Genomic DNA, 25,165 nt, shown 5'->3' on the forward strand with positions numbered 1-25,165 from the left:
GTGGCTCTCCCCCAGGCTTCGCGCACTTCGTGTCGCTACTCCTACCCCCTCACCGGGGGCAACACCAGTGGCCCGGCAAAGCCGGTTCCACGGTGTTCCTTGAAAAGAGGACCCATGCAGTCGCATCACAGCCCTCCTGTCGGTCGCAGCACCATGTGCCCGCTTTCCAGGTCCAGCTCCGAACGCAGGATGAACTCGATCGGGTACGGCACCGACCACAGCGTGCCGCGAATCTCCAGTGCGAGCAGGTTGTGGTGCTCCAGGTCGGTCGCATCGGTCACGCAGCGCACGTCGATGCTGTCCTTCATGATGCGCGGCTCGAAGTCGATGATGGCCGCGCGGATGGCCGCCTCCACGTCGGCGAAGTCGACCTCCGACATGCGCCCGCCGGCCCAGCCGCGCACGCCGTAGTTCACCACCGAGCCGCGTGCGCGCGGCATGCCGTTGATGCGGTGGTCGGCGCCGAAGTTGGTGGTGTTGAGCAGCCACTGCAGGTCGCGCAGCACCGAGTCGCGCAGCAGCTTGCCGCTCATGAGGAAGGCGCCCGCGCGCTCCTGGCCGTTCTGCGGCGCCTTGTCGGTGAGGCGGTCGAGCAGCACCGGCTGCAGGCGGTCGCGCGCGACGCTTTCCTGGGCGTCGCCGTCGATGTCGGTGGTGACGGCGGGTGTCATGGGGCCGCGCCTTCCGCCACTGCGGCTTCGAACTCGATGCGCCGCAGGTCGAGCAGCGAGTGGTCGCCGGCCTCGCTGATCAGCGTGCGCTGGCCGATGCCCGCGAACTGGTCGTCGCCCGCGAGCGGTTGCCAGTCGGTGCGGCGGCCCAGCGCGGTCTCGTCGTCGAGGCTGTCGAGCGCGCCCGGGTAGCGCACCGGCACGAGGCCGTTGAGGCCGCGCCCGTCGTGCAGCTCGATCTCGGCCGGCGCCCACAGCAGGTCGACCAGGTGCTGCGGGCGCGAGAACTTGATGCGGCGCACCGCCGGCAACGGCAGCCATGCATAGCCCGAGGGCGTGAACAGTTCGAGCACAGCGCCGATGCGCGCGTCGCCGTCGCACAGCCAGGCAAAGTCGCTGTGTGCCGCGGGCTCGCCGTCGAGCGCCTGCACGGCGCGCGCATCGGAGCGGTCGACGGTGGTCAGCGTGCCCTGCAGCGCGGGCGCCGCGTCACGCGCGGCTTCGCGCAGTGCCGCGGCCTCGTCGGCACGTTCGGCGGGCAACACGGCGGCGCCGAGCAGCTGCTCGACCCAGTCGGCATTGCCCGAGACGATGGCCGGCGTGCGTCCGCCGCCGGCCCAGAAGTCGGTGCGCTCGCGCTCGCCGCGCAACGCCATCGCGCAGGTGACGCTGGCCGGCGTGAACGTGGGGTCGAGCTTGGTCGCGAGCTTGAGCTGGTCTTCGGCCCGCTGCCATTCGCCGCGCAGCGCGAGGAAGTGGCACAGGGCAAGGCGCAGGCCGGCATTCTGGGGACTGGCGCGGATCTGCCGCTGTACCCATTCGGTGTGCTCGGCCACGGAGCGCTCGCCCAGCACTGCAAACCCATCGCCCATGAAACTTCCCCGTTGACTGGCTGAAAGGTGAAAGGCGGCGCGCCGCGAAGGGGCGCCGCAGGAGACAGACAAACGGCTGTGGACCGCCGGCGGGGGCTGCGTGGCCCTGAAGGCCACGGCCCCGCCGCGCAACAAGGAAATCAGGCTTCCTTGTTTTCCTTGATGTTCCAGCCCAGCACCGTCTCGGCGCCCTTGCCGCCCTTGTCGGTCTGTTCCCAGTACTGCTGTTTCACCTTCGCGGCCTGGAAGGCGTACTGCACGAGCACCGCATCGCCGCCCTGCTCGGCCGTGTACTGCACCGAGGTGACGAGCACCTCTTCGAGCGTGACGCGCGTGTATTCGATCTGCGAGCCGCCGGCCTTGCACACGGCCACTTCGACCTTGCTCAGGTGCTTGCCGCTCGCGCAGTTCTTCAGCACCGAAGGCGCCGCCTTGTCGATGCGCGCGAGCACCTGCAGGTCGTTGAAGCTGGCCTTGCCCACGCCGCCGCCACCGCCGCTGACCATGTTGCCAGGCTGCGTCGCTCCCCATGCAAACGACTTGATGTCGGTCCAGTCCTTGTGGTTGGAGTCCTTGGACTCACCGTTTGCACCCTCGACGCGCATGAACATGTCTACTGCCATGATTGACCCCCAAAAGTTATCGATGAATTGCCCGGTAGCGGGACAGTGGAATTAGCTGCTGTCCTTCTTGTTGGACGGCAACTTCGAAACCAGCCGCAACGACACCGTCAGCCCCTCGAGCTGGTAGTGCGGCCGGAGAAAAAACTTGGCGGCGTAGTAGCCGGGGTTGTCCTCGATGGCTTCCACCTGGACTTCGGCCGCCGCCAGCGGCTTCATCGCCTTCGTGTCCTGCGACGAGGTGCCGGGGCTGCCGTCGACGTAGTTCATGATCCAGTCGTTGAGCCAGCGCTCCATGTCCTCGCGCTCGCGGAACGAACCGATCTTGTCGCGCACGATGCACTTCAGGTAGTGCGCGAAACGGCAGCAGGCGAACAGGTACGGCAGGCGCGCCGCCAGGTTGGCGTTGGCCGTGGCGTCGGCGTCGTAGTACTCGGCCGGCTGCTGCAGCGACTGCGCGCCGATGAAGGCCGCGAAGTCGGAGTTCTTGCGGTGCACCAGCGGCATGAAGCCGTTCTTGGCGAGCTCGGCCTCGCGCCGATCGCTGATGGCGATCTCGGTCGGGCACTTCATGTCCACGCCGCCGTCGTCGGTCGGGAAGGTGTGCGTGGGCAGGTTCTCGACCGCGCCGCCCGACTCCACGCCGCGGATCGAGGTGCACCAGCCGAACTGCTTGAACGAACGGTTGATGTTCACGCCCATCGCATAGGCCGAGTTGGCCCAGGTGTAGCGCGTGTGCAGCGCCGAATCGGTTTCTTCCTCGAACTCGAACTCGTCGACCGGATTGGTGCGCGCGCCATACGGCAGGCGCGCCAGGAAGCGCGGCATGGCCAGGCCGATGTAGCGCGCGTCTTCCGAATCGCGCAGCGAGCGCCACGCGGTGTGCTCGGTGTTCTGGAAGATCTTGGTCAGGTCGCGCGGGTTCGACAGCTCCTGCCACGAGTCCATCTGCATCACGGTGGGCGAGGCGCCGGCGATGAAGGGGCAGTGCGCGGCGGCGGCGATCTTGGCCATCTCGCCGAGCATCTCGACGTCGGGCGGGCTGTGGTCGAAGTGGAAGTCGCCGATCAGCGCGCCGAAGGGCTCGCCGCCGAACTGGCCGTACTCGGCCTCGTAGATCTTCTTGAACATCGGGCTCTGGTCCCAGCCGATGCCCTTGTGGCGCTTGAGCGAGCGCGCCACTTCGCGCTTCGATGCGCACATGACGCGGATCTTCAGCTGCTCGTCGGTCTCGGTGTTGTTCACGAGGTAGTGCAGGCCGCGCCATGCACCTTCGAGCTGCTGGAAGTCTTCGTGGTGCAGGATCTGGTTGATCTGCTCCGACAGCTTGCGGTCGATCTCCGTGATGATGGCCTGCACGCTGCGGTAGGCGTCGTTCGAGATGGTGACGGTGTTCTCGAGCGCCTGCACGGCCAGCGTCTTGACGGCGTTCTCCACCGCCTCGCGCGCCTGCTCGGTCTTGGGCTTGAACTCGCGCTGCAGGAGGTCGGAGAACTCGTTGGGCTCGAGCGCTTCGACGGTGGCGGTGCGGGCGCGTGCGCCTTGCTGGGATGCGGTGCTCATGGTGCGGTCCTGTCGTCGGCTTGCTTGGCTGCTGCAGCATCGGCGGCCGCCTGCGCGACCGCGGGGTTGGGCGCGGACGCCAGCGACTTGAGCAGCGCCGGGTTCTGCAGCGCCTGCGCGATGAGTTGCTCGGCGCCGTTCTTGCCGTCCATGTACGAGAGCAGGTTCGACAGCTCGGTGCGCGCCTCGAGCAACTGCTGCAGCGCATCGACCTGGCGCGCAATGCGCGCGGGCGAGAAGTCGTCCATGCTGTCGAAGGTGATGTCCACGTTCATCTGGCCTTCGCCGGTGAGCGTGTTGGGCACCTGGAACGCGACGCGCGGCTTGATGGACTTCATGCGCTCGTCGAAGTTGTCGATGTCCACCGCCATGAACTCGCGCTCCGCGAGGTCGGGCATGGGGTCGGTCTGCTTGCCTGCGAGGTCGGCGATGACGCCCATCACGAAGGGCAGCTGGATCTTGCGTTCGCTGCCGTAGATCTCGACGTCGTACTCGATCTGCACGCGCGGCGCCCGGTTGCGCGCGATGAACTTCTGACCACTGTTCCTGACACGGTTGTCTGCCATAAGCGTCCTCTTGAAACTGAATGCATGGGTCGTACCGGTCGACCGGTGCCGGCGCGTTGTTCCTGCTCGCCGGCAGCAACGGCCGCTAGGGCAATGCGGCGTCGCCGTTCAACGGGCGGCCGGCAAGGCTTTCTATCTTTTGCAATCCCTCGGGCACGAGCTCTTCGATGATCTGGAAGAAGTTGAGGTCCATCAGCCGCTGGGCCCTGCGGATCAGCATGGGTGCCGGATGGCTCGGTTCCGTTCGTTCCAGGAACTCGCATGCTTTTTCCAACAACACTTGCACATCTTCACGAGCCGATATTTCAATCTCTTGAATACGCAGCGGACGCACCGCAGCCTGCGTGGCCGCTGCAACGTGCGCTGCGGGTGCGTGCACCTGCGCCGCACCGCTTGTGTCTTCTGCACGGCCCGTTGCCGACGCCTGCGGCACTTCGCTGTGCGGCTGCTCCGGCAGCAACTGGCCCACGGTGCGCAGCGACCGTTCGAGTCTTGAAAAATCGGGCGCCCAACTCTGACCCAGCGCACGCTCGCAGGTCTCGCGGATGCGCTGCAGGAGTGCCAAAGCCTCACGCAGGGCCACGACCGGCGCCGCCGCCTTGTCGTGTGCGCGGCGTGCGGCCTCGCGCAGGCGGCCGACGCCGCCGGGGTAGTCCACCTGGTCGCTCTTGCTCGAATCGAGCAGCGCCTCGACCTGCCGCAGGCTCATCGCCGTGCCGCCGTCTTCGAGCAGCCGCGCATCGCGCACGCTGCGTCCGAGCCCTTCGGCTTCGGCCAGTGCGGCCAGCGCATTCATGCGCGGCAGCGGGTCTTCGTTCGTGCCATCGACGACGCGCGGATGCACGTCGTTCCAGAAAGTCTGCAGCACCGCATCGACCTGGCGCAGCCCGTCGACGTAGCCGGGCAAGCCGCGGCTTTCGGTCCATGCGAGCGTGAGCGGCACCAGCACGCGCAGGTCGCGCGTGCGCAGGCACAGCTGTCGTGCGATGCGGTCTACGCGCGCCCAGTCGGGCGGCTCGGCGGGAATGATGGTGTCGCCGAACTGCTGCTCGCGCTTGCCCGTGGCCGCCTGTTGGAGCGCCATGAAATCGGCGTCGTATTCCAGATCTTCACCACAGGGAAGCGGGCCCTCGACGGGCGTCTGCAACAGATCGATCTCATTCGGCAGCAACCACGACTCCCTTGATTTATCCACTCGCGATGGTAGTCATCTTGAGGGTAAGAAGAGGCATGGTCAACCGCAACAGAATGCAAAGTGCAGCCTCTGAATTCCAAAGGAGTACATCTGCTTTTAAAGTGCAGAAGTACGGGCTACAGCAGCCGACGCGACGCGAGGTTGCGCATCAACGCACCGAGGCCGAAAGACCACCGCGGCGCCTGGTCTGCATGCACCACGCGGTTGTTCAACGCACCCAATTCAGGGGCCGCGATGCGCACATGGTCGCCCACGACATGCGTGAATCCTTGCCCCGGTCCGTGACGGTCTTGTGTCGGCGCGAACATCGTTCCCAGAAACAACATGAAACCGTCTGGGTAGGCGTGGTGGCGGTTGAGTGTCTGCGCCACGAGGTCGAGTGGATCGCGGCTGATCTTCGCGAGCGAGCTCGAACCTTCGAGCGTGAAGCCCTCGGGCCCCGTCACGTTCAACGCGACCGTGATGCGCCGCACATCGGCGATGCCGAAGTGCGCATCGAACAGACGGATGAACGGCCCGATGGCGCACGAGGCGTTGTTGTCCTTGGCCTTGCCCAGCAGCAGTGCGCTGCGGCCTTCGAAGTCGCGCAGGTTGACGTCGTTGCCGAGCGCGGCGCCGAGCACCTCGCCGCGGCTGTTCACTGCGAGCACGACCTCGGGCTCGGGGTTGTTCCAGGCCGAGTCCGCGTGGATGCCCACGTCGGCGCCCGTGCCCACGGCCGCGAGCACCGGTGCCTTGGTGAAGACCTCGGCATCGGGGCCGATGCCCACTTCGAGGTACTGCGACCACATGCCTTGCGCGATGAGCACGTCCTTCACCTTCATGGCTTCGGGCGAGCCCGGCACGATGTCGGCGAGGTTGTCGCCGAGCACGTCGCCGATGGCCGCGCGCGTGGCCTCGGCGCGCGAGGCATCGCCGCGCGCCTGTTCTTCGATCACGCGTTCGAGCAGGCTCGCGACGAAGGTCACGCCGCTGGCCTTCACGACCTGCAGGTCGCAGGGGGCGAGCAGCCAGGCCTGGTGGCTGTCGCGCGTGCTTTCGTCGCTGTTGGCGAGCACGGCATCGAGTGCGGCGATGCGTGGCGCGGTGCCACTCTGCAGTGCAGCGCGCACGGCCTCGGCCGGCGAGCCCTGGCGTTCGAGCAGGTCGCTCATCGTGGGCGCGAGCGTCGACAGATCGTGCAGGCCATCGCCTTGCACGGCCACCAGCACCGGGCCCACGCCGGGCTGCCAGAGACGGCCGACAAGGGTGGCGCGCTCGGCGTCGCGGGGCAGGCTGGAAGCGGTCGAAAGGTCCAAAGGCATAGTGGGGTGTCTCCGTGAATAAGGTCTGCGCGCCATCGTAGCCGCGCCCCGGGAACCGCTGTGTGTCAGTGGCCTGGCGTGGCCCGCACGCGCGCCACCTCGGCGGGCAGGTTCGGCCACGGCGCTTCCTGTGGTGCGAAACGTGCGCGCATGTAGCCGGCGAGGTCGGCGATCTGGCGGTCGTCGAGCGCCTCGCGGAACGCGGGCATGAAGCCGATGTCGCGGTGCGCGGGCGCGCGCACGCCATCGAGGATGGTGCGCAGCAGGTTGTCGGGCCGTGTGCTCGTGAGGCTGCTGTTGAGTGCGAGCGGCGTGTTCACGCCCAGCAGCGTGGGGCCGTCGCCGTCGTGGTGGCACGACGCACACGCGCTGTCGAACATACGCTGCGCGGGGCCGAGCAACTGGCCCTGCGTGCGCGCGGCGTTGTCGATGGCCTGTTGCGCGAGCGCTTGCGGTTGCGCGACCGGCGCGGGGTTGAACGCGCCGAGGTAGACGGCCATTGCGCGCACGTCGGCGTCGGGCACCTGCGCAAGCTCGCGCACCACCTCGGCCATCGGCCCGCCCGCGATGCCGTGGCGCGGCGAGTGGCCGTTGCGCAGGTAGCGGTACAGCGCGTCGGTGTCCCACGGCACGGCGGCCTTCGACAGCTGCGTGAGCGCGGGCGCTTCCCAGCCATCGACCATCGCGCCCGAGAGGAACGCGCCGCCGCCCTGCTCCGCGCCGAGCGCGTTGCGCGGCGTATGGCAGGCGCCGCAGTGGCCCAGGCCGTTGACGAGGTAGGCGCCGCGGTTCCATTCGGCGCTCTGCGTGGGCACGGGCGGAAGCGGCGCGGGGTCGTGGAACAGCGCGTTCCAGCCGGCCATCAGCGGGCGCAGGTTGAACGGGAACTTCAGTTCGGACTTGGGCGTTGGTGCACGCACCGCCGGCATCGACATGAAGTACGCATAGAGCGCCTGCAGGTCGTCGTCGCTGGTCTTCGCGAAGGCGGTGTAGGGGAACGCGGGGTACAGGTGGTGGCCGTCGCGCGAGACGCCTTCGCGCATCGCGCGCTGGAAGGCGCTGAAGGACCAGCGGCCCAGGCCCGTCTCGGCGTCGGGCGTGAGGTTGGTGGTGTAGAGCGTGCCGAAGGGCGTGTCCATCGCGCGGCCACCGGCATTGGGTGCGCCGCCCGGCGCGGTGTGGCACACGGCGCAATCGCCGAGTGCGGCGAGCACGCGGCCGCGTTCGATGGTGGACTCGCTGTAGACCGGTGCGGTGAGCGACACGGGCGCGATGGCGGAGCGCCAGCCGAGCAGGCCGGCGATGACGCCGAGGCCGCCGATGAAGAGCGCGGCGCCGGTGGCCCACAGGCCCTTGCGACGCGGCCACAGGGCGTTGCTCACGCCTGCGCTCGAGGCAGCTGAGGAAGAGGGTCCGGCGGCATCGCCCTTCGCGTGGCCATCGCCCTGGCCCGGAGGCGGTGGCAGCGAACCCCGGTTCAGTTCCGCCAGCACCGTCTCCGGCGTGAACGGCGGCGAGCGGAAGCGCACGCCCGTCGCATCGAAGATCGCATTCGCGATCGCCGCCGTGCCCGGCACCGACGACGACTCGCCCGCGCCCAGCGACGACTCGCCGGGACGCGGCATGTGCATCACCTCGATCACCGGCACGTCGCGGAAATTGAGGATCGGGTAGCTGCCCCACTCGCGGCTCGCGACCACGCCCGAAGGCAGCACGCCCGGCAACTGCGCACCGCCCGTTGCGGCGCCCTGCTGCGGCGCGAACTGCACCTGCTCCTTGAGCGCGCGGCTCGTGGTCTGGATCACGTTGCCGTGCACCTGGTGCTCGACGCCCGCCGGGTTGACCAGCAGCCCCGCGTCGTGCCCCACCACCACGCGGCGCACATGCACCTCGCCGGTCTTCTGGTTGACCTCGACGTCGGCCACCCACGCGGCCCATGCGGCGCCGAAGCCCGGCCACTTGCTGTGGATGTAGCGCGCGTACGCAAAGCCCTGGCCGAAGAGGATGTCGCCGCCTTCGCCGAGCCCGCCGTCGGCGTTCTCCTGCGGCCCGGTGCGCATGCGCCAGCCGGCCTTCTGCGCGGTGGCCTGCACGAGCTCGACCGCGCGCGGATCGTCCAGGTGCCGCAGGCGGAACTGCACGGGGTCGACGCCGGCGGCCGTGGCCAGCTCGTCGATGTACGACTCGTGCGCGAACGAACTCGGCAGCGCCGACACGCCGCGCAGCCACGAGGCGCGCACGATCGGCGCCATGTCGTTGACCTTCACGCGCAGGTTGTCGTAGGTGTAGGGTGGGCGCGCGGTGCGATCGCCCATCTCGTAGGCCTGCGCCACGGGCTCGACCGTGCGCGTGAGCAGCAGCGCCAGCGTGGGCGCGCCGTTCGAGGGGTACGAGGTTTCGAAGTCGTAGGCGGCCACGCGGCCGTCGGCCATGAGCCCGCCGTCGATCTCCATGAGCTGCGCGGCGCCCTTGGGCTCCCACGCATGCTCCTGCTCGCGCGAGAGCTGCACGCGCACCGGCGCACCCACGGCACGCGCGAGCAGCGCGGCATCGGCCGCCACGTCGTCGGCGCCGTTGCGGCCGTAGCAGCCCGCGGCCTCCATGCGCACCACATCGACCTGCACGTCGTCCACGCCCATGAGCTTGGCGAGATCGGCGCGCAGCACGTGCGGGTTCTGCGAGCCGGCCCAGCAGCGCAGCTGCATGCCGCTGCCGTCGGCCGGTTGCCACTCGGCCAGCGCGCACGACGGGCCGATGGACGCATGCATCTGGTAGGGCCACACGTAGGTGCGCTGCATCGGCTGCGCCGCGGCGGCCATGGCGCCGTCGACGTCGCCTTCGTCGACCAGCAGGCGCTGCGTCGAGGGGTTGTCGCGCAGGGCCTGCGCCACGTCGCGCAGGTCGGGCATGCCGGGCCAGGGCTTCCAGGTCACGCGCAGCTCGCGCATCGCCTGCTCGGCGTGCTCCTCGCGCTCGGCGACGATGCCGACGAAGTCGCGCACCACGACCACGGCGCGGATGCCGGGGATGTGCGCGATCGATGCTTCGTCGACCGCTTCGAGCGTGTTGCCGATGAACTCGCCGTGGTCCGCGCCCGCGTACGGCGGGCGCACCACGCGGCCGTGCAGCATGCCGGGCACGCGCATGTCGTGCACGAACACGAGGTCGCCCGCGAGCTTGGCCGGGATGTCGACGCGCGCCTGGCGCGTGCCGACGAGGCGGTAGTCGGCCGGGTTCTTGGGGGTGGCGTCGAGGTCCAGCCGCAGCACCGTGCGCTGGTGCGCCACGAGGTCCGCGTAGTTGACGTGACGGTCCGGCGCCTCGGCCACGCGCACCACGCCGTTGCGCACCTGCAGCGCATCGACGGCCACGCCGAGCCGTTCGGCCGCGCGCGCCAGCAGCCAGGCGCGTGCCTGCGCCGCGGCCAGCCGCAGCGGCTGCGCGTGGATCTGGATCGACGCGCTCGCGATGGTCGCGCCCTGGTTGGGCGCGCGCGCGGTGTCGCCGAGCATCATGCGCACGCAGGGCATGCCGAGGTCGAGCTCCTCGGCCACGATCTGCGCGAGTGCGGTCTGGATGCCGGTGCCCAGGTCGACGTGGCCGTTGAGCGCGGAGACGCTGCCGTCGTCCCACAGCGCGAGCAGCACCTCGTCGCCTTCGCTGGGGTGGCTGGCGATGAAGGCGGGCTGGCCCTTGGCGGGCGGCGGCGGGGGCGGTGCCTCGCGCACCACCAGCAGCACGCCGTCGGCGGCGAGGAACTCCGCGCGGGTCTGCGGCAGGTCGGCGCGGCGCGTCATGCGGCGGGGGCGTCCGGCGGGGCCGCACGCAGGCGCACGGCGGCGCGCTGCACGGCGTCGAGGATCTCGATGTGCGTACCGCAGCGGCACAGGTTGCCCGACAGCTCGCTGCGGATGCGCGCCTCGCTCGCGTGCGGATCACGCGTGAGCAGTGCCGCCACCTGCATGACCATGCCGTTGAGGCAGTAGCCGCACTGCGCGGCCTGCGCGTCTTCGAAGGCGGCCTGCACCGGATGCCAGCGCCCGCGCATGCCCAGGCCTTCGAGGGTGGTGATGCTGCGCCCCGCCACGCCGTACGCGGGAATCACGCAGGACCGCGCGGCCACGCCGTCGACATGCACCGTGCACGCGCCGCACTGCCCGAGTCCGCAGCCGTACTTGGGCCCGTTGAGCCCGAGGTCGTTGCGCAGCAGGTGCAGCAGCGTGGCTTCGCGCGGCACGCCGGCGAGCGTGTGCGCCCGGCCGTTGACCTGCAGGTGCAGCGGCTCAGCGCCGCAACTGGCCGTCACGGGTGTACATCTCCAGGTCCACGAAGGTCGAGCCGTTGTGGTTCTTCGCGCTGTAGTCGACGGGGAAGTCGCCGAAGCGCGTGCTGCCGATGCTCTCGAGCCCGGCGATGAAGCTGTCGCGCGTGAGCGCCTTGCCCGCGCGGCGCAGGCCCTCGGCCATCACGCGCGCGACAATGTAGCCCTCGAGCGCGGTGTAGCTGTCGATCTTCTGGCCGAACTCGGCGCGGTCGCGCTGGTAGTCGGCCACGATGGGCACGCGCTGCGCGCCGGGCGGCGGCACGATGCTGGCCGTGACCAGCCCGGCGAGCTTGCCTTCGAGCCGCTTGGCGGAACCCGCCGCGTCGGTGATGCCGACCGACAGCGTGTACAGCGGCGCGGCCGCGCCGCTCGCGCGGTAGTCGCGGATGAAGACCTCGGTCATGCGACCGGCCATGATCATCACGACGGCGCCGGGGCGGCCTTCGGCGAGCCCGCCGATCACCTGCTTGGCGTCTTCGGCCGCGATGGCCATGGGCAGCGTCTGCACCACCTTCACCTTGTACTCGGCGGCCAGCTGCTCGCAGGTGGCGAGGTTCGACTTGCCGAAGGCGCTGTCCTGGTAGACCACGGCGATCGACTGGATGCCCAGCGTCGAGAGGTGGCTGATGATCTTGCGCAGCTCCAGGTCGTAGCCCGCGCGCACGTGGAACAGGTAGCGGTTGGTCTTGGTGCGGAACGACGTGGTGCCCACCAGCGGCGCGAACATCGGCACGCCGGCCTTCTCGGCCAGCGGCATCGCGGCCGCGAGGTTGCCCGTGGCGACGTAGCCGGTGAGCGCGAAGACCTTGTCCTCGTCGATCAGCTTGGCCGTGTTGACGGCCGTCTTCGCGGGCTCGTAGGCGTCGTCGTAGGTGACGAGTTCGATCCTGCGGCCGTGGATGCCGCCCGACTTGTTGACGCGGTCGAAGTACAGCTGGATGCCCGCGCGGTAGTCGACGCCGAAGTCTTTCGCCGGGCCGCTGAACACGGCCGACTGGCCGATGCGGATCGCCGTGTCGCTCACGCCGTTGTCCGCGCGCGCCGGCCGCAGCAGGCCGGGGCCGAGCGCCAGGGCCGCGCCGCCCGCCACCAGGGTGCGCCTTGAAATCGAAAGCTTCATGCGTCGTCTGTCTCTTTGTTGTTGTCGTCGGAGGGGTGTTGCCGCGGCGGCGCCGCGGACTTCGTCGTCGTCAGCCGGCCTGGATGTCGCCGGACTGGATGCGCTTGACGCCCTTGGCCGTCATCTGTTTCCAGGCGGCGGCCAGCGAGCCGTTGAGGTCGATGCCGCGCGTGGCGTCTTCGATCACGTAGGCCTCGAAGCCGGCCTTGCGCGCGTCCATCGCGGTCCAGGCCACGCAGAAGTCGGTGGCCAGGCCCGTGACGAACACGGTCTTGATGCCGCGCGCCTTGAGGTAGCCGGCCAGGCCGGTGGCCGTCTTGTGGTCGGCCTCCTCGAAGGCGGAGTAGCTGTCCATGTCCTTGTGGAAGCCCTTGCGGATGATGAGCTGCGCGGTCGGCACCTTCAGCTCCTTGCCGAGCGCGGCATCTTCGGTGCCCTGCACGCAGTGGTCGGGCCACAGCACCTGCGTGCCGTAATTGAGCTTGGTGGTCTCGAAGGGCTTCTTTCCGCTGTAGGTGCTGGCGAAGGAGGCATGGCCCGCCGTGTGCCAGTCCTGCGTGACGACGATGTTCTGGAACGCGGGCGCCAGCGCGTTGATGACCGGGATCACTTCGTTGCCACCCTTCACCGCGAGCGTGCCGCCGTCGAGGAAGCAGTTCTGCACATCGACCACGATCAGTGCGGCCTTGCCACCGGGCTTGATCTTGCCGGCCGCGAAAGCGGAGAGGCCGAAACTGCCGAGGCTGCCGGCGAGCCCCAGGGCAGCGGCGGACTTCAAGACGGTTCTGCGATGCATGGTGTGGACTCCGGTGGTTGAGGAAAGAAAACGGTCAGACGCTGAGGTAGGCCCTGCGCACTTCTTCGTTGGCCGCCAACTCGGCCATCGTCGCGTGATAGCGGATCTGTCCCTTCTCGAGCACGTAGGCGCGGTCGGAGACCAGCTCGGCGAAGTGCATGTTCTGCTCCGACAGCAGGATGCTCACGCCCTGCGCCTTGAGCTCGAGGATCATGTTGGCCATCTGCTCGACGATGACCGGGGCCACGCCCTCGGAAGGTTCGTCGAGCAGCACGAGGTAGGGGTTGCCCATCAGCGTGCGCGCCACGGTGAGCATCTGCTGCTCGCCGCCGCTCATGCGGCCGCCGGGGCGGTTGGGCATCTCGCCGAGGTTGGGGAACAGCTGGAACAGGCGCTCGGGCGTCCACAGCGGCGCGGCGGTGCCGTCGGCCCACTGGCGCGCGGGCTGCTTGCCGACCTCGAGGTTCTCCATCACCGTGAGGTCGGTGAACACGCGCCGGTCTTCGGGCACGAAGCCCAGGCCCAGGCGCGCCGCGTGGTGCGGCTCGCTCTTCGAAATGTCGTGACCCAGGAAGCACACGGCGCCGCGGCGCTTGGTGAGCATGCCGATCAGCGTCTTGAGCGTGGTCGACTTGCCCGCGCCGTTGCGGCCCATGAGCGCGACGACTTCGCCGCGCCGCACTTCGAGGTCGACGTCGTAGAGAATCTGCGCGGCGCCGTACCAGGCGCACAGCGCCTTGGCTTCCAGAAGCGGTTCGTGCGTGCTCATGCGGTGACTCCCAGCGCTGCGGCTTTCTCTGCAATCTTCTCGAAGGTCTTGCCGCTGCCGAAGTACACCTCCTGCACCTTCGGGTGGTCGCGGATTTCGAGCGGCTTGCCCTGCGCGATGAGGCGCCCGCGCGCCAGCACGATCATGCGATCGGCGTACGCGAACACCACGTCCATGCTGTGCTCGGTGAAGAGCACGGCCATGCCGCGCTGGATGACGAGGTCCTTGGTGAGCGCCATGAGCGAGTTGCGCTCCTGGGGCGCCATGCCGGCGGTGGGCTCGTCCATGAGCAGCAGCTTGGGCGAGTTGGCCATGGCGATGGCGAGTTCGACGCGCTTCACGTCGCCGTAGGCCAGCACGCTGCAGGGCCGGTCGGCCTGCGCCTTCATGCCGACCTGGTCGAGCAGTGCCAGCGCTTCGTCGCGCTTGTGGTCGGCCGCACGGCGCCACATCGAGAACAGCTTGTGGTCGTGCGAGAGCAGCGCCATCTGCACGTTCTCGACCACGGTCAGCGAGGCGAAGGTTTCGGCGATCTGGAAGGTGCGGCCCACGCCCTTGCGCCAGATCTCGCGCGGCTTGCGGCCCACGAGTTCGTGGCCGTCGAGCGTGATCGAGCCCTGGTCGGCCTTGAGCTGGCCGTTCACCATGTTGAAGGTGGTCGACTTGCCGGCGCCGTTGGGGCCGATGAGCGCGAGCAGCTCGCCGGGTGGCAGCTCGAAGCTGATGCCGTCCACGGCCTTCACGCCGCCGAACGATTTGCCGAGGTTTTCTACTTTGAGGAGGCTCATGCCTTCACCTCCTTGAGCTTGGCGTCTGCTTCATCATGCTTCGGTGCGCGCCACCGGTCGACGAGCTGCTTGATCGAGCCTGCAATGCCCTGCGGGAACAGCAGCACCAGGATCAGGATGATGGCGCCGAGCATCGCGCGCCAGTAGTCGGTGTTGCGTGCCACCGTGTCGTGCAGCCAGGTGAAGGTGACGGCGCCGACCACCGGCCCCGCCAGGGTCTGGATGCCGCCCAGCAGCACCATCACGAGGCCGTCGACCGACTTGCCGACCGACAGACTCTCGGGCGAGATGCTGCCCTTGGAGAACGCATAGAGCGCGCCGGCCAGGCCCGCCACGGTGCCGGCGATGACGAAGGCCGCCCACTGCATGCGCTTGACGTCGATGCCGATGGCGTCGGCGCGCAGCACCGAGTCGCGGCCCGCGCGCAGCGCATAGCCGAAGGGCGAGAACAGCACGCGGCGCAGCCACCACACGCCCGCGCCCACGAGCACCAGCGTGAGCCAGTAGTACACCTGCTTGTTCGACAGCCACTCCGAAGGCCACACGCCGGTCAGGCCGTTGCTGCCGCCCGTGAAGCTGTCCCACTGGTAGGTGACGGCCCAGGTGATCTGCGCGAAGGCCAGCGTGAGCATCGCCAGGTACACGCCCGACAGCCGCACCGCGAACCAGCCGTAGACGAAGGCGCCGAGTGCCGCCACCAGCGGCGCGACCACCAGCGCCAGCTCCATCGGCAGGTGCAGCGCGCGCACCAGCAGCGCCGCGCCGTAGGCCCCGAGGCCGAAGTAGGCGGCGTGGCCGAAGGAGTGCATGCCGGCCGGCCCCATGATGAAGTGCAGGCTGGTGGCGAACAGCGCGGCGATCAGCAGGTCGATCATCAGCACAGTGGTGTAGGGCGAGCCGGCCGTCAGCAGCGGCAGCGCGGCCAGCACCAGCGCCAGCCCGGCGGCGGCCACGATGTAGGCGGTGCTGGGGCGGCGCAGCGGCTCTTCCTGCATGCCGACGTAGCGGCTCGGCGCCTGCGGCCGGCCGAACAGGCCCCAGGGGCGCCACACCAGCACGATGGCCATCACGAGGAAGTCGACCATCAGCGTGAGCTTGGAGAACGACACGTCGATGCCGAAGATCTGCACCACGCCCAGCCAGATGCACACGGCCTTGATCTCGGCGATGAGCAGCGCGGCCACGTAGGCGCCGGGCAGCGAGCCCATGCCGCCGACCACCACGACGACGAAGGCGGCGCCGATGGTGTTCAGGTCCATCTCGAGCGTGGCGGGTTCGCGCGGCAATTGCAGTGCGCCGCCCAGGCCCGCGAGCAGCGCGCCGAGCGCGAACACGGCGGTGAAGAGCCAGGCCTGGTTGACGCCCAGCGCGCTGACCATCTCGCGGTCTTGCGTGGCGGCGCGCACCAGCGTGCCGAAGCGCGTGCGCGTGAGCAGCAGCCACACGAGGCCGAGCACCAGCGGGCCGACGACGATCAGGAACAGGTCGTAGGAAGGAAACTGGCGACCGAGGATTTCGACCGAGCCCTTCAGGCCCGGCGCGCGCGGGCCGAGCAGTTCGTCAGGCCCCCAAAGCCACAGCACCGTGTCCTTGATGACCAGCACCAGCGCGAAGGTGGCCAGCAACTGGAACAGCTCGGGCGCCTTGTAGATGCGGCGCAGCAGCAGCACCTCGATGAGCGCACCCAGCACGCCCACCGCGAGCGCGGCGATCAACAGCGCAGGCCAGAAGCCCACGCTCGGGCCGAGCTTCTCGACCAGCGTGTACGCGACGTAGATGCCCACCATGAAAAAAGATCCATGGGCGAAGTTGACGATGCGCGTCACGCCGAAGATCAACGAGAGGCCGGCCGCCACCAAGAACAGCGAAGACGCGCCGGCCAACCCGTTGAGCAACTGAACAACGAAGCCTGAAAAGCTCATGAGGGACCCTGAGGAAACTGGAGACACCGCGCCCCGCCGCGCTCAAGAAGCGGCGGCGGACGCGTTGCAGGAGCCGTGCGGTCAGTCCGCAGGGCGCATCTTTTTCACTTCGTCGTCGGTGGGCTGGAACTTGGCACCGTCGAGGTACACATAGTCGACCATCACGCCCTTGCCGCCGTCGTTCTTGGTCTTGCCGACGTACGCGCCCATGGTGGACTGGTTGTCCTGCGCGCGGTAGCTGATCTTGCCGAAGGGCGTGTCGACCTGCAGGCCCTTGAAGGCGGCCACGAGCTTCTCGGTGTCGGTGCTGCCGGCCTTCTTCACGCCGGCGGCGATCGAGTAGATGGCGCTGTAGCCCACCACCGAGCCCAGGCGCGGGTAGTCCTTGAACTTGGCCTGGTAGGCGTCGTTGAAGGCCTTGTGCTCGGCGGTCTTCACGCCGTACCAGGGGTAGCCGGTGACGACCCAGCCGTTGGGCGCCTCGTCCTTCAGCGGGTCGAGGTACTCGGGCTCGCCGGTCAGCACGCTCACGACCTCACGGTCCTTGAACAGGCCGCGCGTGTTGCCTTCGCGCACGAACTTGGACAGGTCGGCGCCGAACAGCACGTTGAAGATGGCGTCGGGCTTGGCATCGGCCAGGGCCTGCACCACGCTGCCCGCATCGACCTTGCCCAGCGGCGGCGCCTGCTCGGCGACGAACTCGACGTCGGGCTGGATCGCCTTGAGCAGCGTCTTGAAGGTGGCGACCGACGACTGGCCGTACTCGTAGTTGGGGTACACGATGGCCCAGCGCTTCTTCTTGAGCTTGGCGGCCTCGGGCACCAGCATCGCGACCTGCATGTAGGTCGAGGGGCGCAGGCGGTAGGTGTACTTGTTGCCGTTGCTCCAGACGATCTTGTCGGTGAGCGGTTCGGCGGCGAGGTAGAAGAATTTCTTCTGCTTGGCGAAGTCGGTCAGCGCCAGGCCGGTGTTCGACAGGAAGGCGCCGGCCAGCACGTCGACCTTCTCGCGCGAGATGAGTTCTTCGGCCACGCGCACGGCGTCGCCGGGGTTGGCGTTGTCGTCGCGGCTGATGAGCTCCAGCTTCTTGCCGTTGACGCCGCCCTTGGCGTTGATCTCGTCGACCGCCAGTTCCATGCCCTTCTTGTAGGGCTCGAGGAAGGCGGGCTGCGCCTTGTAGCTGTTGATTTCGCCGATCTTGATCACGCCCTGCGCATGCGCGGGGACGAGGGCGGTGGCCAGCGTGACGACGGAAGCGGCGCAGAAGGCAAGGCGCAATGGATTCATCGGGAAGCTCCTAGAAGTTCGAACAGAAAACACGATGCGGGTGACGATGCAATGACAGGTCAGCGAAGACCGTCTTCGCCCTTGATCTCGCTGGCCTGCAGGCCGCCGACGCGCGGCAGCGGACGGCCGCTGTCGGTGACGGCCACGGCCACGACGATCTCGTTGGCGCGCGGCGCGTCGCTCACGCGGGCCTCGACGGCGTCGAAGTGGCTGCGCACGAAGGCGGCGTCTTTATGGCCCAGCGGCACGTCGATGGCGGTGCCCAGCGTGCCCTGCTTCTTGGCCGAGGGCACGAGCGCCGCGCCCTTCTCGACCGCCACGCGCAGCGGCGCGCCCAGCTTGGGATGCAGGATCGCGGCGGCATGCTCCAGCTCGCCGCGCTCGCCGACGATGGCGGCCTTGCCGTAGCTCTGCGCCTGGCCGGGCTCGATACCCAACGCCTTCACGGCCTTCTGGCCGAGCAGCGCGCCGAGCTCTTCGCCGATGGCGATGAGCTCGTCGAGGTTCTCGCTGTAGCGGCCGGCGTAGGGGTTCTCGATGACGGCGATGGCGACGGCGCGGCGCGTGGGCGGCGTCACGTCTTGCCCCATTTCCTTGCGGGTTTCGTCCACTTGAATGACGAGCTTGCGGATGTTGGCGGTCATGTCTGTGTGTTCCTTGTTGTCTTGTCTCTTGTCTTGTGCGGTCAGCGCAGGCCGTCCCACTTGCTGATGTCCTTGGCGAGCAGGCCGCCGACGCGCGCATGCACGCGGTAGCCCGTGCTCATCGCGAGGATGAAGACAATCTCGTCGGCCATCGGCGCGCCGGGCACGCGCACTTCGATGGCGTCGAACTGGCCACGCACGTAGCTGGCGTTGATGTTGGTGAGCGGCACGTCGAGCGCGGCGCCGGGCGGGCCGACCTTCTTGGTCGAGGGCACGATCGACAGCGCGTTGCCGGGCTGGCCGGTTTTCTCTTCGGCCTTGCCCGCGGTGTAGGCGGCGCGGCTGCCCTTCCAGCCGAGCAGCTCGCGCATCGCGTAGCCGCCGGGCACATGCCACAGCGCGCCGTGCTCCAGCTCGCCGTCGGCGCCGACGATGGCGCCCTTGCCGTAGGTGGCGATCTGCTCGAGCGGCACGTCCATGGCGGCGTGCAGCTGGTGCGCCATGTCGACGCCCACGGGGTCGAGCAGCGCCATCATCGGCAGGATGTCGGGCTCGTAGCGGCCCGCGAAAGGATTGGTCAGCACCGCGCCGATGGCACCGCGCACCAGCGGCGTGTCGGCACGCGGTCCGAACTCGTGGTGGATGTGCTCGACATGGGTGAAGACGCGACGGATTTCGATCATGAAAAAGAACCTTGCTTTTCGTTAAGCAAATACTGAACCAACTGCTTCGGGCAGCGCGATGTCCAGCGACTTCGAGCATAAGGGTTCCACCCGCCGCCACTGCCCCTGGCAAACGAGCAGAACGGCCCACACGAGCCCCCTTTTCTGCAACGCGTGGGCGCACGCCGCGCCCGCATCGAGTGCATGGTGCACCTGCGCGGGCGCCAGCGGCGGCACGTCGACGGTGACGAGGGTGTCGCCGAGGTCGCTGTCGTCCTTGCATTCGCTGGCGGGCAGGCGCTGGATGGCGGTGTCGGCCACGTCGACGGCATTGGCGATCACGGTGGCGGCGGCGTCGGCCTGCGCCGCGGTGGCGGCCAACACCGTCACGCTGTCGGCGATGCCCAGCGAGAAACTGCGCCCGCGCCAGCCGCTGGTGGCGACGCCGCGCACGGGTTGGTCGGCGTGCAGCTCGAACTGGCCATCGGTCGTGAGCATGCCGCTGTCGCGCCAGTCGAAGCGCGCGAGGTCGGCGAACAAGCCCACGCGCGCCGTGTGGCCGGGCGCGAGGTGCAGCGCGATGTCGCCGCCGTTGTTGATCCAGGCGCGCTCGATGCCGGGCCGGTCGTAGAAGGCGATGAGTTCCTGCGCCACGCTGCCGGCCACGGCCGCCATGGGCGTGAGGAACAGCGGCGAGAAGGCATCGCAGGCGTCCCACATGCGGCGCGCGACCACGCCACGCGGGCGCTGGCGTGCGGCCACGGGCAGGCGCAGCTGCGGCAGCTCGCGCACGAGTTCGTCGAGCACATGGCCGAAGCGCGCCCAGGCCGCATCGTGCGCGGCGGCGACGGCGTACGGGTCGCCGTGCGCTTCGGCCACGATGTCGATCGGGCCGTGGTTGAAATGCCAGCGGCCCGCGTCGAGCGCCGTGCGTTGGGCGGACATGGTTTCAGCCCAGCATGGGGGCGTGGCCGAGCGGCCACGGATTGGCATCGTCGATGACGAGCCATTGGCGCGCCAGCGGTGCGCCGTCTTCCTGCCACGCACCGCGCGCGAGCGCCTGTTCGAGCGGGAAGATGTGTTCGACGTGGCCGCCGAGCGCCTCGTAGTCGTCGCGCCGCATGCTGAACTCGATGGGCGCGACGATGGCCGGCGTGGGCACAGTGCCGAAGCTGTTGTCGGGCATGCGCATGACGTCGGCCATCACGGTGATGCCGCCGCCGGGCCACACATAGGCCGGCGCGCCGCCGCAGGTGACGTTGACCAGCGCGCGCTTGATGGCGCGCGTGAGCAGCACGGGGTTCTCGGTGACGCCCGCGCGCAGGCTGCCGCCGGCGCCGCCGAGGAACAGCACGGTGCACAGCGAGGGCTCGCAGTTCTCGCCGATGCGGTCGACGATGCGGCGCACCTCGGGCGGCATGGGCTGCTCGATGGGCTTGAGCGCCTCGTCGAGCACGTACCACTGCGCGTGCTCGCCGGTGGTGGAGGTCATGAGCAGGCGCAGGCCGGGGCGGGCCACGCCCTCTTCCCAGCCTTCGATGATCGCGAGCGGGTCGGCGATGTCGGTGCCGCCCCAGCCGTTGCCGGGATTCGCGACCTGGAAGTAGCGCCCCGGCGTCGACTTGCGCCCCAGCATCTGGATGCCCGAGGGCGTCATGTCGAGGCAGCGGCCGGCCTGGTGCTCGGTGAGCACGCCGGTGATGTGGTCATCGACCACCACCACCTCGTCGGCCACGCCGGCGAACTGGCGCGCAAAGATGCCCACGGCGGCCGAGCCGCAGCCCACGCGCATGCGCTGCTCTTCCACGCCGTTGACGATGGGCGCCTTGCCGGCCTGGATGACGAGGCTGGCGCCGCCGTCGATGGTGCATTCGACCGCCTGCTTGTTGCCCAGCAGTTGCATGAGCTCGGCCGTCATGCGACCCTCTTTCTTGCTGCCGCCCGTGAGGTGGTGCACGCCGCCCAGCGACAGCATCTGCGAACCGTACTCGGCCGTGGTGACATGGCCCACGACCTCGCCCTTGTAGCGCACGTTGGCCTGCTCGGCGCCCAGGAAGCGGTCGGTGTCGATCTTCACCTTGAAGCTGCAGTAGCTGAAGATGCCTTCGGTGACCACGGTGACCATGTCGACGCCCTGGGCTTTGGAAGCCACGATGAAGGGCGCGGGCTTGTAGTCGGGGTAGGTGGTGGACGAGCCCACGCCGGTGACGAAGACCTCGTCGGCGTGCAGCAGGTCGCCGTTCCAGTCGGGCGCAGCATGGGCCTCGGCCGCGTCGGCGCCGGGCCGGTCGAAGGGCACGAGCGCCGGCTGCTCGCTGGCGAGCGTGCGGCGCAGCAGCACCACCGGGTCGACGCGCACCAGCACGCCCTGGCGGTTGGCGTAGCGGTCGCAGGCGCCGGTGCGGCCGTCGGAGATCTGGCACAGCACCGGGCAGGCGTTGCACTCGACCTTGGCGGTGCTCATCTTCTCGTTGCGCGGCGGCGCCTTGCCGAAGGCGGCGCCGCCGGCCTGCGCGACCAGGGGCATGTCGATGCCGGGCAATCCGTCTGTCTTGGTGTGTTCAGTCATCGGGGCGATCTCGTGGTGTGGTGCTGTCGGAGCGGGTCTTCAGGCCCCGGAGGTTTGCAACAAACGTGCCGTGCAGGTGCTTGTGCGGCGGCTTTCGTTTGTGTAGCATCCCCTACACTTTCATGTTGCGTTCACTACATCAAATGTCAATGTAGCAAACAGGCCCGATGCTTGCAATGGTGTTTTCTCGCGGTGTTCATCGGGGTTTTTCCGACCAACGACAATGGAGGGTTGCTAGCCGGCCGATGGCGGACGCCCCAAAGGCGTGCATTTCGGCTCAGCCACCCTTTTCTGTCTTCAACCAACACTTGAGTTCTGTATGAGTGCATTCAGCGAAGAACGCGTCCTGAGCGTCCACCACTGGACCGACCGCCTGTTCACCTTCACCACCACGCGCGACCCGGCGCTGCGCTTCTCGAACGGTCATTTCACGATGATCGGCCTGAAGGTCAACAACAAGCCCCTGCTGCGCGCCTATAGCATCGTGAGCCCGAACTACGAGGAGCACCTGGAGTTCCTGAGCATCAAGGTGGAAGACGGCCCGCTCACCTCGAAGCTGCAGCACATCCAGGTGGGCGACACCGTGATCGTGGGCCGCAAGCCCACCGGCACGCTGCTGATCGACTACACGCTGCCGGCCAAGCGCCTGTACCTGTTCGGCACGGGCACCGGCCTGGCGCCGTTCATGAGCATCATCCGCGACCCCGACACGTACGAGAAGTTCGAGCAGGTCATCCTGGTGCACGGCGTGCGCCAGGTCGACGAGCTGGCGTACCACGACCTCGTGACCGACCACCTGCCCAAGCACGAGATCCTGGGCGAGATGATCGCCAAGCAGCTGCTGTACTACCCCACGGTCACGCGCGAGGAGTTCCGCAACCAGGGCCGCGTCACCGACCTGATCGAGAGCAACAAGCTCACCGACGACCTGGGCCTGCCCCCGCTGAACGTCGAGGAAGACCGCGTGATGCTGTGCGGCAGCCCCGGCCTGCTGGTCGACCTGAAGCACATCCTGGAAAAGCGCGGCTTCAAGGAAGGCAACACCTCGACGCCGGGCGACTTCGTCGTCGAACGCGCCTTCGCCGAGAAGTAAGACCCGACACAGAGGCGCTGCGCGCACGATGGCCGACTCCCGCTCCGTCAGCAAGCCCAAGCCCCAGCGCCGCACCGGCGTGCGCGAGGCCGCGGCCCAGGCCACGCGCGACAGCATCCTCAAGGCGGCGACCAAGGTGTTCGCCAAGTACGGCTACGACGGCGGCAGCGTGGAGAAGATCTCCAAGGCCGCCAAGTCGTACGACCGGATGATCTACTACTACTTCGGCAGCAAAGAGGGCCTGTTCATCGCGGTGCTCGAAGGCATCTACCAGCGCATGGACGATGCCGAAGCCGCCATTGCGCTCGACGCCTCGCGGCCCGTGGAAGCGCTCACCGAAGTCATCCGCTTCGTGCTCGGCTACTACCGCAAGAACCCCGAGTTCGTCACCCTGCTGAACACCGAGAACCTGCACAAGGGCCGGCACATCTCGAAGTCGCTGCGGGCGCGCGAGTACTCGTCGCGGGCGGTGGCCATCATTTCGGAAATCCTCGCCAGCGGCGCGGCCCAGGGCCTGTTCCGCACCGACCTCGTGGCGCGCGACATCTACCTGCTGATCGCGTCCACCGGCTATTTCTACACCTCGAACCGGCACACGCTCACGGCCTTCCTCGGCGAGCCGCTGGAGTCGCCGGAAGCCGTCGCGCACTGGGAAGACTTCGTGATCGAGACCCTGCTGCGCACCGTGCGCGCGGACGACATCCAGGAACAAGTCAACCACTCCCCACCCCACGACGAGGACACAACGAAATGGCAGAAATCGCAGCCGGCGCAAAGTCGGGCAAGGTCGTCATAAAGAACATCGGGCTGCTGCTCTCGGGCGACATCGACAAGCCCATCCTCGACGCCGACACCCTGGTGGTGAACGACGGCCTGATCGTGGCGGTCGGCAAGGAGAAAGACTGCGACCTCGAAGGCGCCGTCACCGTCATCGACGCGAAGAAGACCTGCGTCGCACCCGGCCTCATCGACAGCCACGTGCACCCGGTGTTCGGCGACTGGACGCCGCGCCAGGGCCAGATCGGCTGGATCGACTCCACCATGCACGGCGGCGTGACCACCATGATTTCCGCCGGCGAAGTGCACCTGCCCGGCCGCCCGAAGGACATCGTCGGCCTGAAGGCGCTGGCCATCACCGCGCAGCGCGCCTTCGACAACTTCCGCCCCGGCGGCGTGAAGGTGCTGGCGGGCGCGCCCGTCATCGAAAAGGGCATGGTCGAGAGCGACTTCAAGGAACTCGCCGAAGCCGGCGTCGGCCTGCTGGGCGAAGTGGGCCTGGGCTCGGTGAAGGCCGGCTACGAGGCCAAGGAAATGGTGGCCTGGGCGCGCAAGTACGGCATCCAGAGCACGATCCACACGGGCGGCCCGTCGATCCCCGGCTCGGGCCTGATCGACAAGGACGTGGTGCTCGAAGCCGACGCCGACGTCATCGGCCACATCAACGGCGGCCACACCTCGCTGCCCGAGGCGCATGTGTGCGAGCTGTGCGAGAAGAGCTCGCGCGCCATCGAGATCGTGCACAACGGCAACGAGAAGGTCGCCATCGCGGCGGCGAAGGCCGCGCTCGAGCTGAAGTGCCCGCACCGCGTGATCCTGGGCACCGACGGGCCCGCGGGCTCGGGCGTGCAGCCGCTGGGCATCCTGCGCATGGTGGCGATGCTGTCGTCGATCGCGAACATTCCGGCCGAGCTGGTGTTCTGCTTCGCGACCGGCAACACGGCGAAGATCCGCAAGCTCAACTGCGGCCTGATCGAAGTGGGCCGCGCGGCCGACTTCGTGTTCATGGACCGCGCCCAGCATTCGCCCGCGCCGGGCCTGCTCGAAAGCGTGCAGCTGGGCGACATCCCGGGCGTGGGCATGGTGATGATCGACGGCCTCGTGCGCTGCGGTCGCAGCCGCAACACGCCGCCGGCCACCGAGATCCCGGTGGTGGTGTCGGGCGGGCACTGAGCGCGCTTGAACGCGCCCGGCGATGGCCTCAGCCGCCGCTGCGATGCGAGCGGAAGACCAGGTAGCGCGCCGAGAGAAAGTTGGCGCCCAGGCCCGCGAGGCTGCCCAGCGCTACGCCGAGCGCGGCGGCCCAGCGGCCTTCCACCCAGTGCAGCGTGAGCACGTAGGTGCCGTAGTTCAGCACGGCGCCGGCCAGCATGGTCGTGAGGTAGCCCAGGTATTCGCGCCAGACCGAACGCCCCGTGGCGGCGCCGGCCGCGCTCGCCGCGAAGGTGTAGCGGCGGTTGTAGAGCCAGGTGGTGGTGGCGGCGGCCAGGAAGGACACGACGCGCGCGCCGTACCATCCCAAGAGCGGTGCCAGCAGGTAGAGCACCGTCACGTCCACCACGAAGCCGATCACGCCGGCCACGGCGAACGAGAGGAACTCGCGCCCGATCTTCATCGCGCCGC

The 25,165-nt window shown here is 68.5% G+C and carries 23 protein-coding genes; 3 read left to right on the forward strand and 20 right to left on the reverse strand.

The window, feature by feature from the left end:
- Positions 1-125 precede the first annotated feature (125 nt).
- The 19 genes from tssE to VBO01S_RS11185 form a co-directional block, all read right to left on the reverse strand.
- A complete protein-coding gene (tssE, locus tag VBO01S_RS11095; protein ID WP_062473960.1) occupies positions 126-671 on the reverse strand; it encodes a type VI secretion system baseplate subunit TssE in 546 nt (181 codons plus the stop codon).
- A complete protein-coding gene (locus VBO01S_RS11100; protein WP_062473962.1) occupies positions 668-1,543 on the reverse strand; it encodes a type VI secretion system accessory protein TagJ in 876 nt (291 codons plus the stop codon). Before VBO01S_RS11100 ends, tssE begins: the two co-directional genes overlap by 4 nt.
- A 140-nt stretch (positions 1,544-1,683) precedes the next feature.
- Positions 1,684-2,166, reverse strand: a complete 483-nt coding sequence (locus tag VBO01S_RS11105) for an Hcp family type VI secretion system effector (RefSeq protein ID WP_062473964.1) — start codon at positions 2,164-2,166, stop codon at positions 1,684-1,686.
- Between the two features lie 51 nt (positions 2,167-2,217).
- Positions 2,218-3,726, reverse strand: a complete 1,509-nt coding sequence (gene tssC, locus VBO01S_RS11110) for a type VI secretion system contractile sheath large subunit (protein WP_056583649.1) — start codon at positions 3,724-3,726, stop codon at positions 2,218-2,220.
- The gene (gene tssB / locus VBO01S_RS11115; RefSeq protein WP_062473966.1) at positions 3,723-4,292 is read right to left on the reverse strand and encodes a type VI secretion system contractile sheath small subunit; all 570 of its coding nucleotides are present in this window, start codon (positions 4,290-4,292) and stop codon (positions 3,723-3,725) included. The genes tssC and tssB overlap by 4 nt, the downstream gene beginning before the upstream one ends.
- 85 nt (positions 4,293-4,377) lie before the next feature.
- On the reverse strand, positions 4,378-5,463 hold the full coding sequence (gene tssA / locus VBO01S_RS11120; RefSeq protein ID WP_062473968.1) for a type VI secretion system protein TssA: 1,086 nt from the start codon (positions 5,461-5,463) through the stop codon (positions 4,378-4,380).
- Between the two features lie 140 nt (positions 5,464-5,603).
- Positions 5,604-6,791, reverse strand: coding sequence for a fumarylacetoacetate hydrolase family protein (locus tag VBO01S_RS11125; protein WP_062473969.1), 1,188 nt, complete (start codon positions 6,789-6,791; stop codon positions 5,604-5,606).
- 65 nt (positions 6,792-6,856) lie between these two features.
- Entirely contained in the window at positions 6,857-10,588 is a 3,732-nt protein-coding gene (locus VBO01S_RS11130) for a molybdopterin cofactor-binding domain-containing protein (RefSeq protein ID WP_062473970.1), read from the reverse strand.
- The gene (locus VBO01S_RS11135; protein WP_082818089.1) at positions 10,585-11,097 is read right to left on the reverse strand and encodes a (2Fe-2S)-binding protein; all 513 of its coding nucleotides are present in this window, start codon (positions 11,095-11,097) and stop codon (positions 10,585-10,587) included. Before VBO01S_RS11135 ends, VBO01S_RS11130 begins: the two co-directional genes overlap by 4 nt.
- Positions 11,075-12,235, reverse strand: coding sequence for an ABC transporter substrate-binding protein (locus VBO01S_RS11140; RefSeq protein WP_174543644.1), 1,161 nt, complete (start codon positions 12,233-12,235; stop codon positions 11,075-11,077). Before VBO01S_RS11140 ends, VBO01S_RS11135 begins: the two co-directional genes overlap by 23 nt.
- Positions 12,236-12,305: 70 nt before the next feature.
- The gene (gene pncA / locus VBO01S_RS11145; protein ID WP_062473971.1) at positions 12,306-13,031 is read right to left on the reverse strand and encodes a bifunctional nicotinamidase/pyrazinamidase; all 726 of its coding nucleotides are present in this window, start codon (positions 13,029-13,031) and stop codon (positions 12,306-12,308) included.
- 34 nt (positions 13,032-13,065) lie between these two features.
- Entirely contained in the window at positions 13,066-13,800 is a 735-nt protein-coding gene (locus VBO01S_RS11150; RefSeq protein ID WP_062473972.1) for an ABC transporter ATP-binding protein, read from the reverse strand.
- Positions 13,797-14,588, reverse strand: a complete 792-nt coding sequence (locus VBO01S_RS11155; protein WP_062473973.1) for an ABC transporter ATP-binding protein — start codon at positions 14,586-14,588, stop codon at positions 13,797-13,799. Before VBO01S_RS11155 ends, VBO01S_RS11150 begins: the two co-directional genes overlap by 4 nt.
- Positions 14,585-16,510, reverse strand: a complete 1,926-nt coding sequence (locus VBO01S_RS11160) for an ABC transporter permease (protein WP_062473974.1) — start codon at positions 16,508-16,510, stop codon at positions 14,585-14,587. Before VBO01S_RS11160 ends, VBO01S_RS11155 begins: the two co-directional genes overlap by 4 nt.
- Positions 16,511-16,591: 81 nt before the next feature.
- Positions 16,592-17,797 carry an ABC transporter substrate-binding protein gene (locus VBO01S_RS11165; RefSeq protein WP_062473975.1) on the reverse strand — a complete coding sequence of 402 codons (1,206 nt, stop codon included), beginning with the start codon at positions 17,795-17,797 and terminating at the stop codon, positions 16,592-16,594.
- Between the two features lie 59 nt (positions 17,798-17,856).
- On the reverse strand, positions 17,857-18,441 hold the full coding sequence (locus tag VBO01S_RS11170) for an amino acid synthesis family protein (protein WP_062473977.1): 585 nt from the start codon (positions 18,439-18,441) through the stop codon (positions 17,857-17,859).
- 41 nt (positions 18,442-18,482) lie between these two features.
- Positions 18,483-19,124: an amino acid synthesis family protein gene (locus VBO01S_RS11175; protein WP_062473980.1), complete on the reverse strand. Its 642-nt coding sequence runs from the start codon at positions 19,122-19,124 to the stop codon at positions 18,483-18,485.
- A gap of 21 nt (positions 19,125-19,145) precedes the next feature.
- Positions 19,146-20,048, reverse strand: a complete 903-nt coding sequence (locus VBO01S_RS11180) for a UPF0280 family protein (RefSeq protein ID WP_062473982.1) — start codon at positions 20,046-20,048, stop codon at positions 19,146-19,148.
- Positions 20,049-20,052: 4 nt separating this feature from the next.
- Positions 20,053-21,672 (reverse strand): hypothetical protein, encoded by a 1,620-nt coding sequence (locus VBO01S_RS11185; RefSeq protein WP_062473984.1) that lies wholly within the window; start codon positions 21,670-21,672, stop codon positions 20,053-20,055.
- A gap of 319 nt (positions 21,673-21,991) precedes the next feature.
- Between VBO01S_RS11185 and VBO01S_RS11190 the strand changes: the two genes are divergently transcribed.
- The 3 genes from VBO01S_RS11190 to VBO01S_RS11200 are packed head-to-tail and all read left to right on the forward strand — an operon-like array spanning position 21,992 to position 24,715.
- Positions 21,992-22,765 carry a ferredoxin--NADP reductase gene (locus VBO01S_RS11190; protein ID WP_062473986.1) on the forward strand — a complete coding sequence of 258 codons (774 nt, stop codon included), beginning with the start codon at positions 21,992-21,994 and terminating at the stop codon, positions 22,763-22,765.
- A gap of 28 nt (positions 22,766-22,793) precedes the next feature.
- Complete coding sequence (locus tag VBO01S_RS11195; protein WP_062473988.1) at positions 22,794-23,561, forward strand: TetR/AcrR family transcriptional regulator; 768 nt, start codon at positions 22,794-22,796, stop codon at positions 23,559-23,561.
- Positions 23,516-24,715, forward strand: coding sequence for an amidohydrolase family protein (locus VBO01S_RS11200; RefSeq protein ID WP_062473990.1), 1,200 nt, complete (start codon positions 23,516-23,518; stop codon positions 24,713-24,715). The genes VBO01S_RS11195 and VBO01S_RS11200 overlap by 46 nt, the downstream gene beginning before the upstream one ends.
- 28 nt (positions 24,716-24,743) lie before the next feature.
- Here VBO01S_RS11200 and VBO01S_RS11205 read toward each other — a convergent pair whose 3' ends face one another.
- Complete coding sequence (locus VBO01S_RS11205; RefSeq protein ID WP_062473991.1) at positions 24,744-25,157, reverse strand: GtrA family protein; 414 nt, start codon at positions 25,155-25,157, stop codon at positions 24,744-24,746.
- Positions 25,158-25,165 lie beyond the last annotated feature (8 nt).

The sequence above is a fragment of the Variovorax boronicumulans NBRC 103145 genome (assembly GCF_001591345.1).
Lineage (GTDB): Bacteria > Pseudomonadota > Gammaproteobacteria > Burkholderiales > Burkholderiaceae_C > Variovorax > Variovorax boronicumulans.

Excerpts from the sequence above, each read along its gene's own strand:
- tssE (WP_062473960.1), bottom strand. The coding sequence starts at position 671 with ATGACACCCGCCGTCACCACCGACATCGACGGCGACGCCCAGGAAAGC.
- VBO01S_RS11100 (WP_062473962.1), bottom strand. The coding sequence starts at position 1,543 with ATGGGCGATGGGTTTGCAGTGCTGGGCGAGCGCTCCGTGGCCGAGCAC.
- VBO01S_RS11105 (WP_062473964.1), bottom strand. The coding sequence starts at position 2,166 with ATGGCAGTAGACATGTTCATGCGCGTCGAGGGTGCAAACGGTGAGTCC.
- tssC (WP_056583649.1), bottom strand. The coding sequence starts at position 3,726 with ATGAGCACCGCATCCCAGCAAGGCGCACGCGCCCGCACCGCCACCGTC.
- tssB (WP_062473966.1), bottom strand. The coding sequence starts at position 4,292 with ATGGCAGACAACCGTGTCAGGAACAGTGGTCAGAAGTTCATCGCGCGC.
- VBO01S_RS11125 (WP_062473969.1), bottom strand. The coding sequence starts at position 6,791 with ATGCCTTTGGACCTTTCGACCGCTTCCAGCCTGCCCCGCGACGCCGAG.
- VBO01S_RS11130 (WP_062473970.1), bottom strand. The coding sequence starts at position 10,588 with ATGACGCGCCGCGCCGACCTGCCGCAGACCCGCGCGGAGTTCCTCGCC.
- VBO01S_RS11140 (WP_174543644.1), bottom strand. The coding sequence starts at position 12,235 with ATGAAGCTTTCGATTTCAAGGCGCACCCTGGTGGCGGGCGGCGCGGCC.
- pncA (WP_062473971.1), bottom strand. The coding sequence starts at position 13,031 with ATGCATCGCAGAACCGTCTTGAAGTCCGCCGCTGCCCTGGGGCTCGCC.
- VBO01S_RS11150 (WP_062473972.1), bottom strand. The coding sequence starts at position 13,800 with ATGAGCACGCACGAACCGCTTCTGGAAGCCAAGGCGCTGTGCGCCTGG.
- VBO01S_RS11155 (WP_062473973.1), bottom strand. The coding sequence starts at position 14,588 with ATGAGCCTCCTCAAAGTAGAAAACCTCGGCAAATCGTTCGGCGGCGTG.
- VBO01S_RS11160 (WP_062473974.1), bottom strand. The coding sequence starts at position 16,510 with ATGAGCTTTTCAGGCTTCGTTGTTCAGTTGCTCAACGGGTTGGCCGGC.
- VBO01S_RS11165 (WP_062473975.1), bottom strand. The coding sequence starts at position 17,797 with ATGAATCCATTGCGCCTTGCCTTCTGCGCCGCTTCCGTCGTCACGCTG.
- VBO01S_RS11170 (WP_062473977.1), bottom strand. The coding sequence starts at position 18,441 with ATGACCGCCAACATCCGCAAGCTCGTCATTCAAGTGGACGAAACCCGC.
- VBO01S_RS11175 (WP_062473980.1), bottom strand. The coding sequence starts at position 19,124 with ATGATCGAAATCCGTCGCGTCTTCACCCATGTCGAGCACATCCACCAC.
- VBO01S_RS11180 (WP_062473982.1), bottom strand. The coding sequence starts at position 20,048 with ATGTCCGCCCAACGCACGGCGCTCGACGCGGGCCGCTGGCATTTCAAC.
- VBO01S_RS11185 (WP_062473984.1), bottom strand. The coding sequence starts at position 21,672 with ATGACTGAACACACCAAGACAGACGGATTGCCCGGCATCGACATGCCC.
- VBO01S_RS11190 (WP_062473986.1), top strand. The coding sequence starts at position 21,992 with ATGAGTGCATTCAGCGAAGAACGCGTCCTGAGCGTCCACCACTGGACC.
- VBO01S_RS11195 (WP_062473988.1), top strand. The coding sequence starts at position 22,794 with ATGGCCGACTCCCGCTCCGTCAGCAAGCCCAAGCCCCAGCGCCGCACC.
- VBO01S_RS11200 (WP_062473990.1), top strand. The coding sequence starts at position 23,516 with ATGGCAGAAATCGCAGCCGGCGCAAAGTCGGGCAAGGTCGTCATAAAG.
- VBO01S_RS11205 (WP_062473991.1), bottom strand. The coding sequence starts at position 25,157 with ATGAAGATCGGGCGCGAGTTCCTCTCGTTCGCCGTGGCCGGCGTGATC.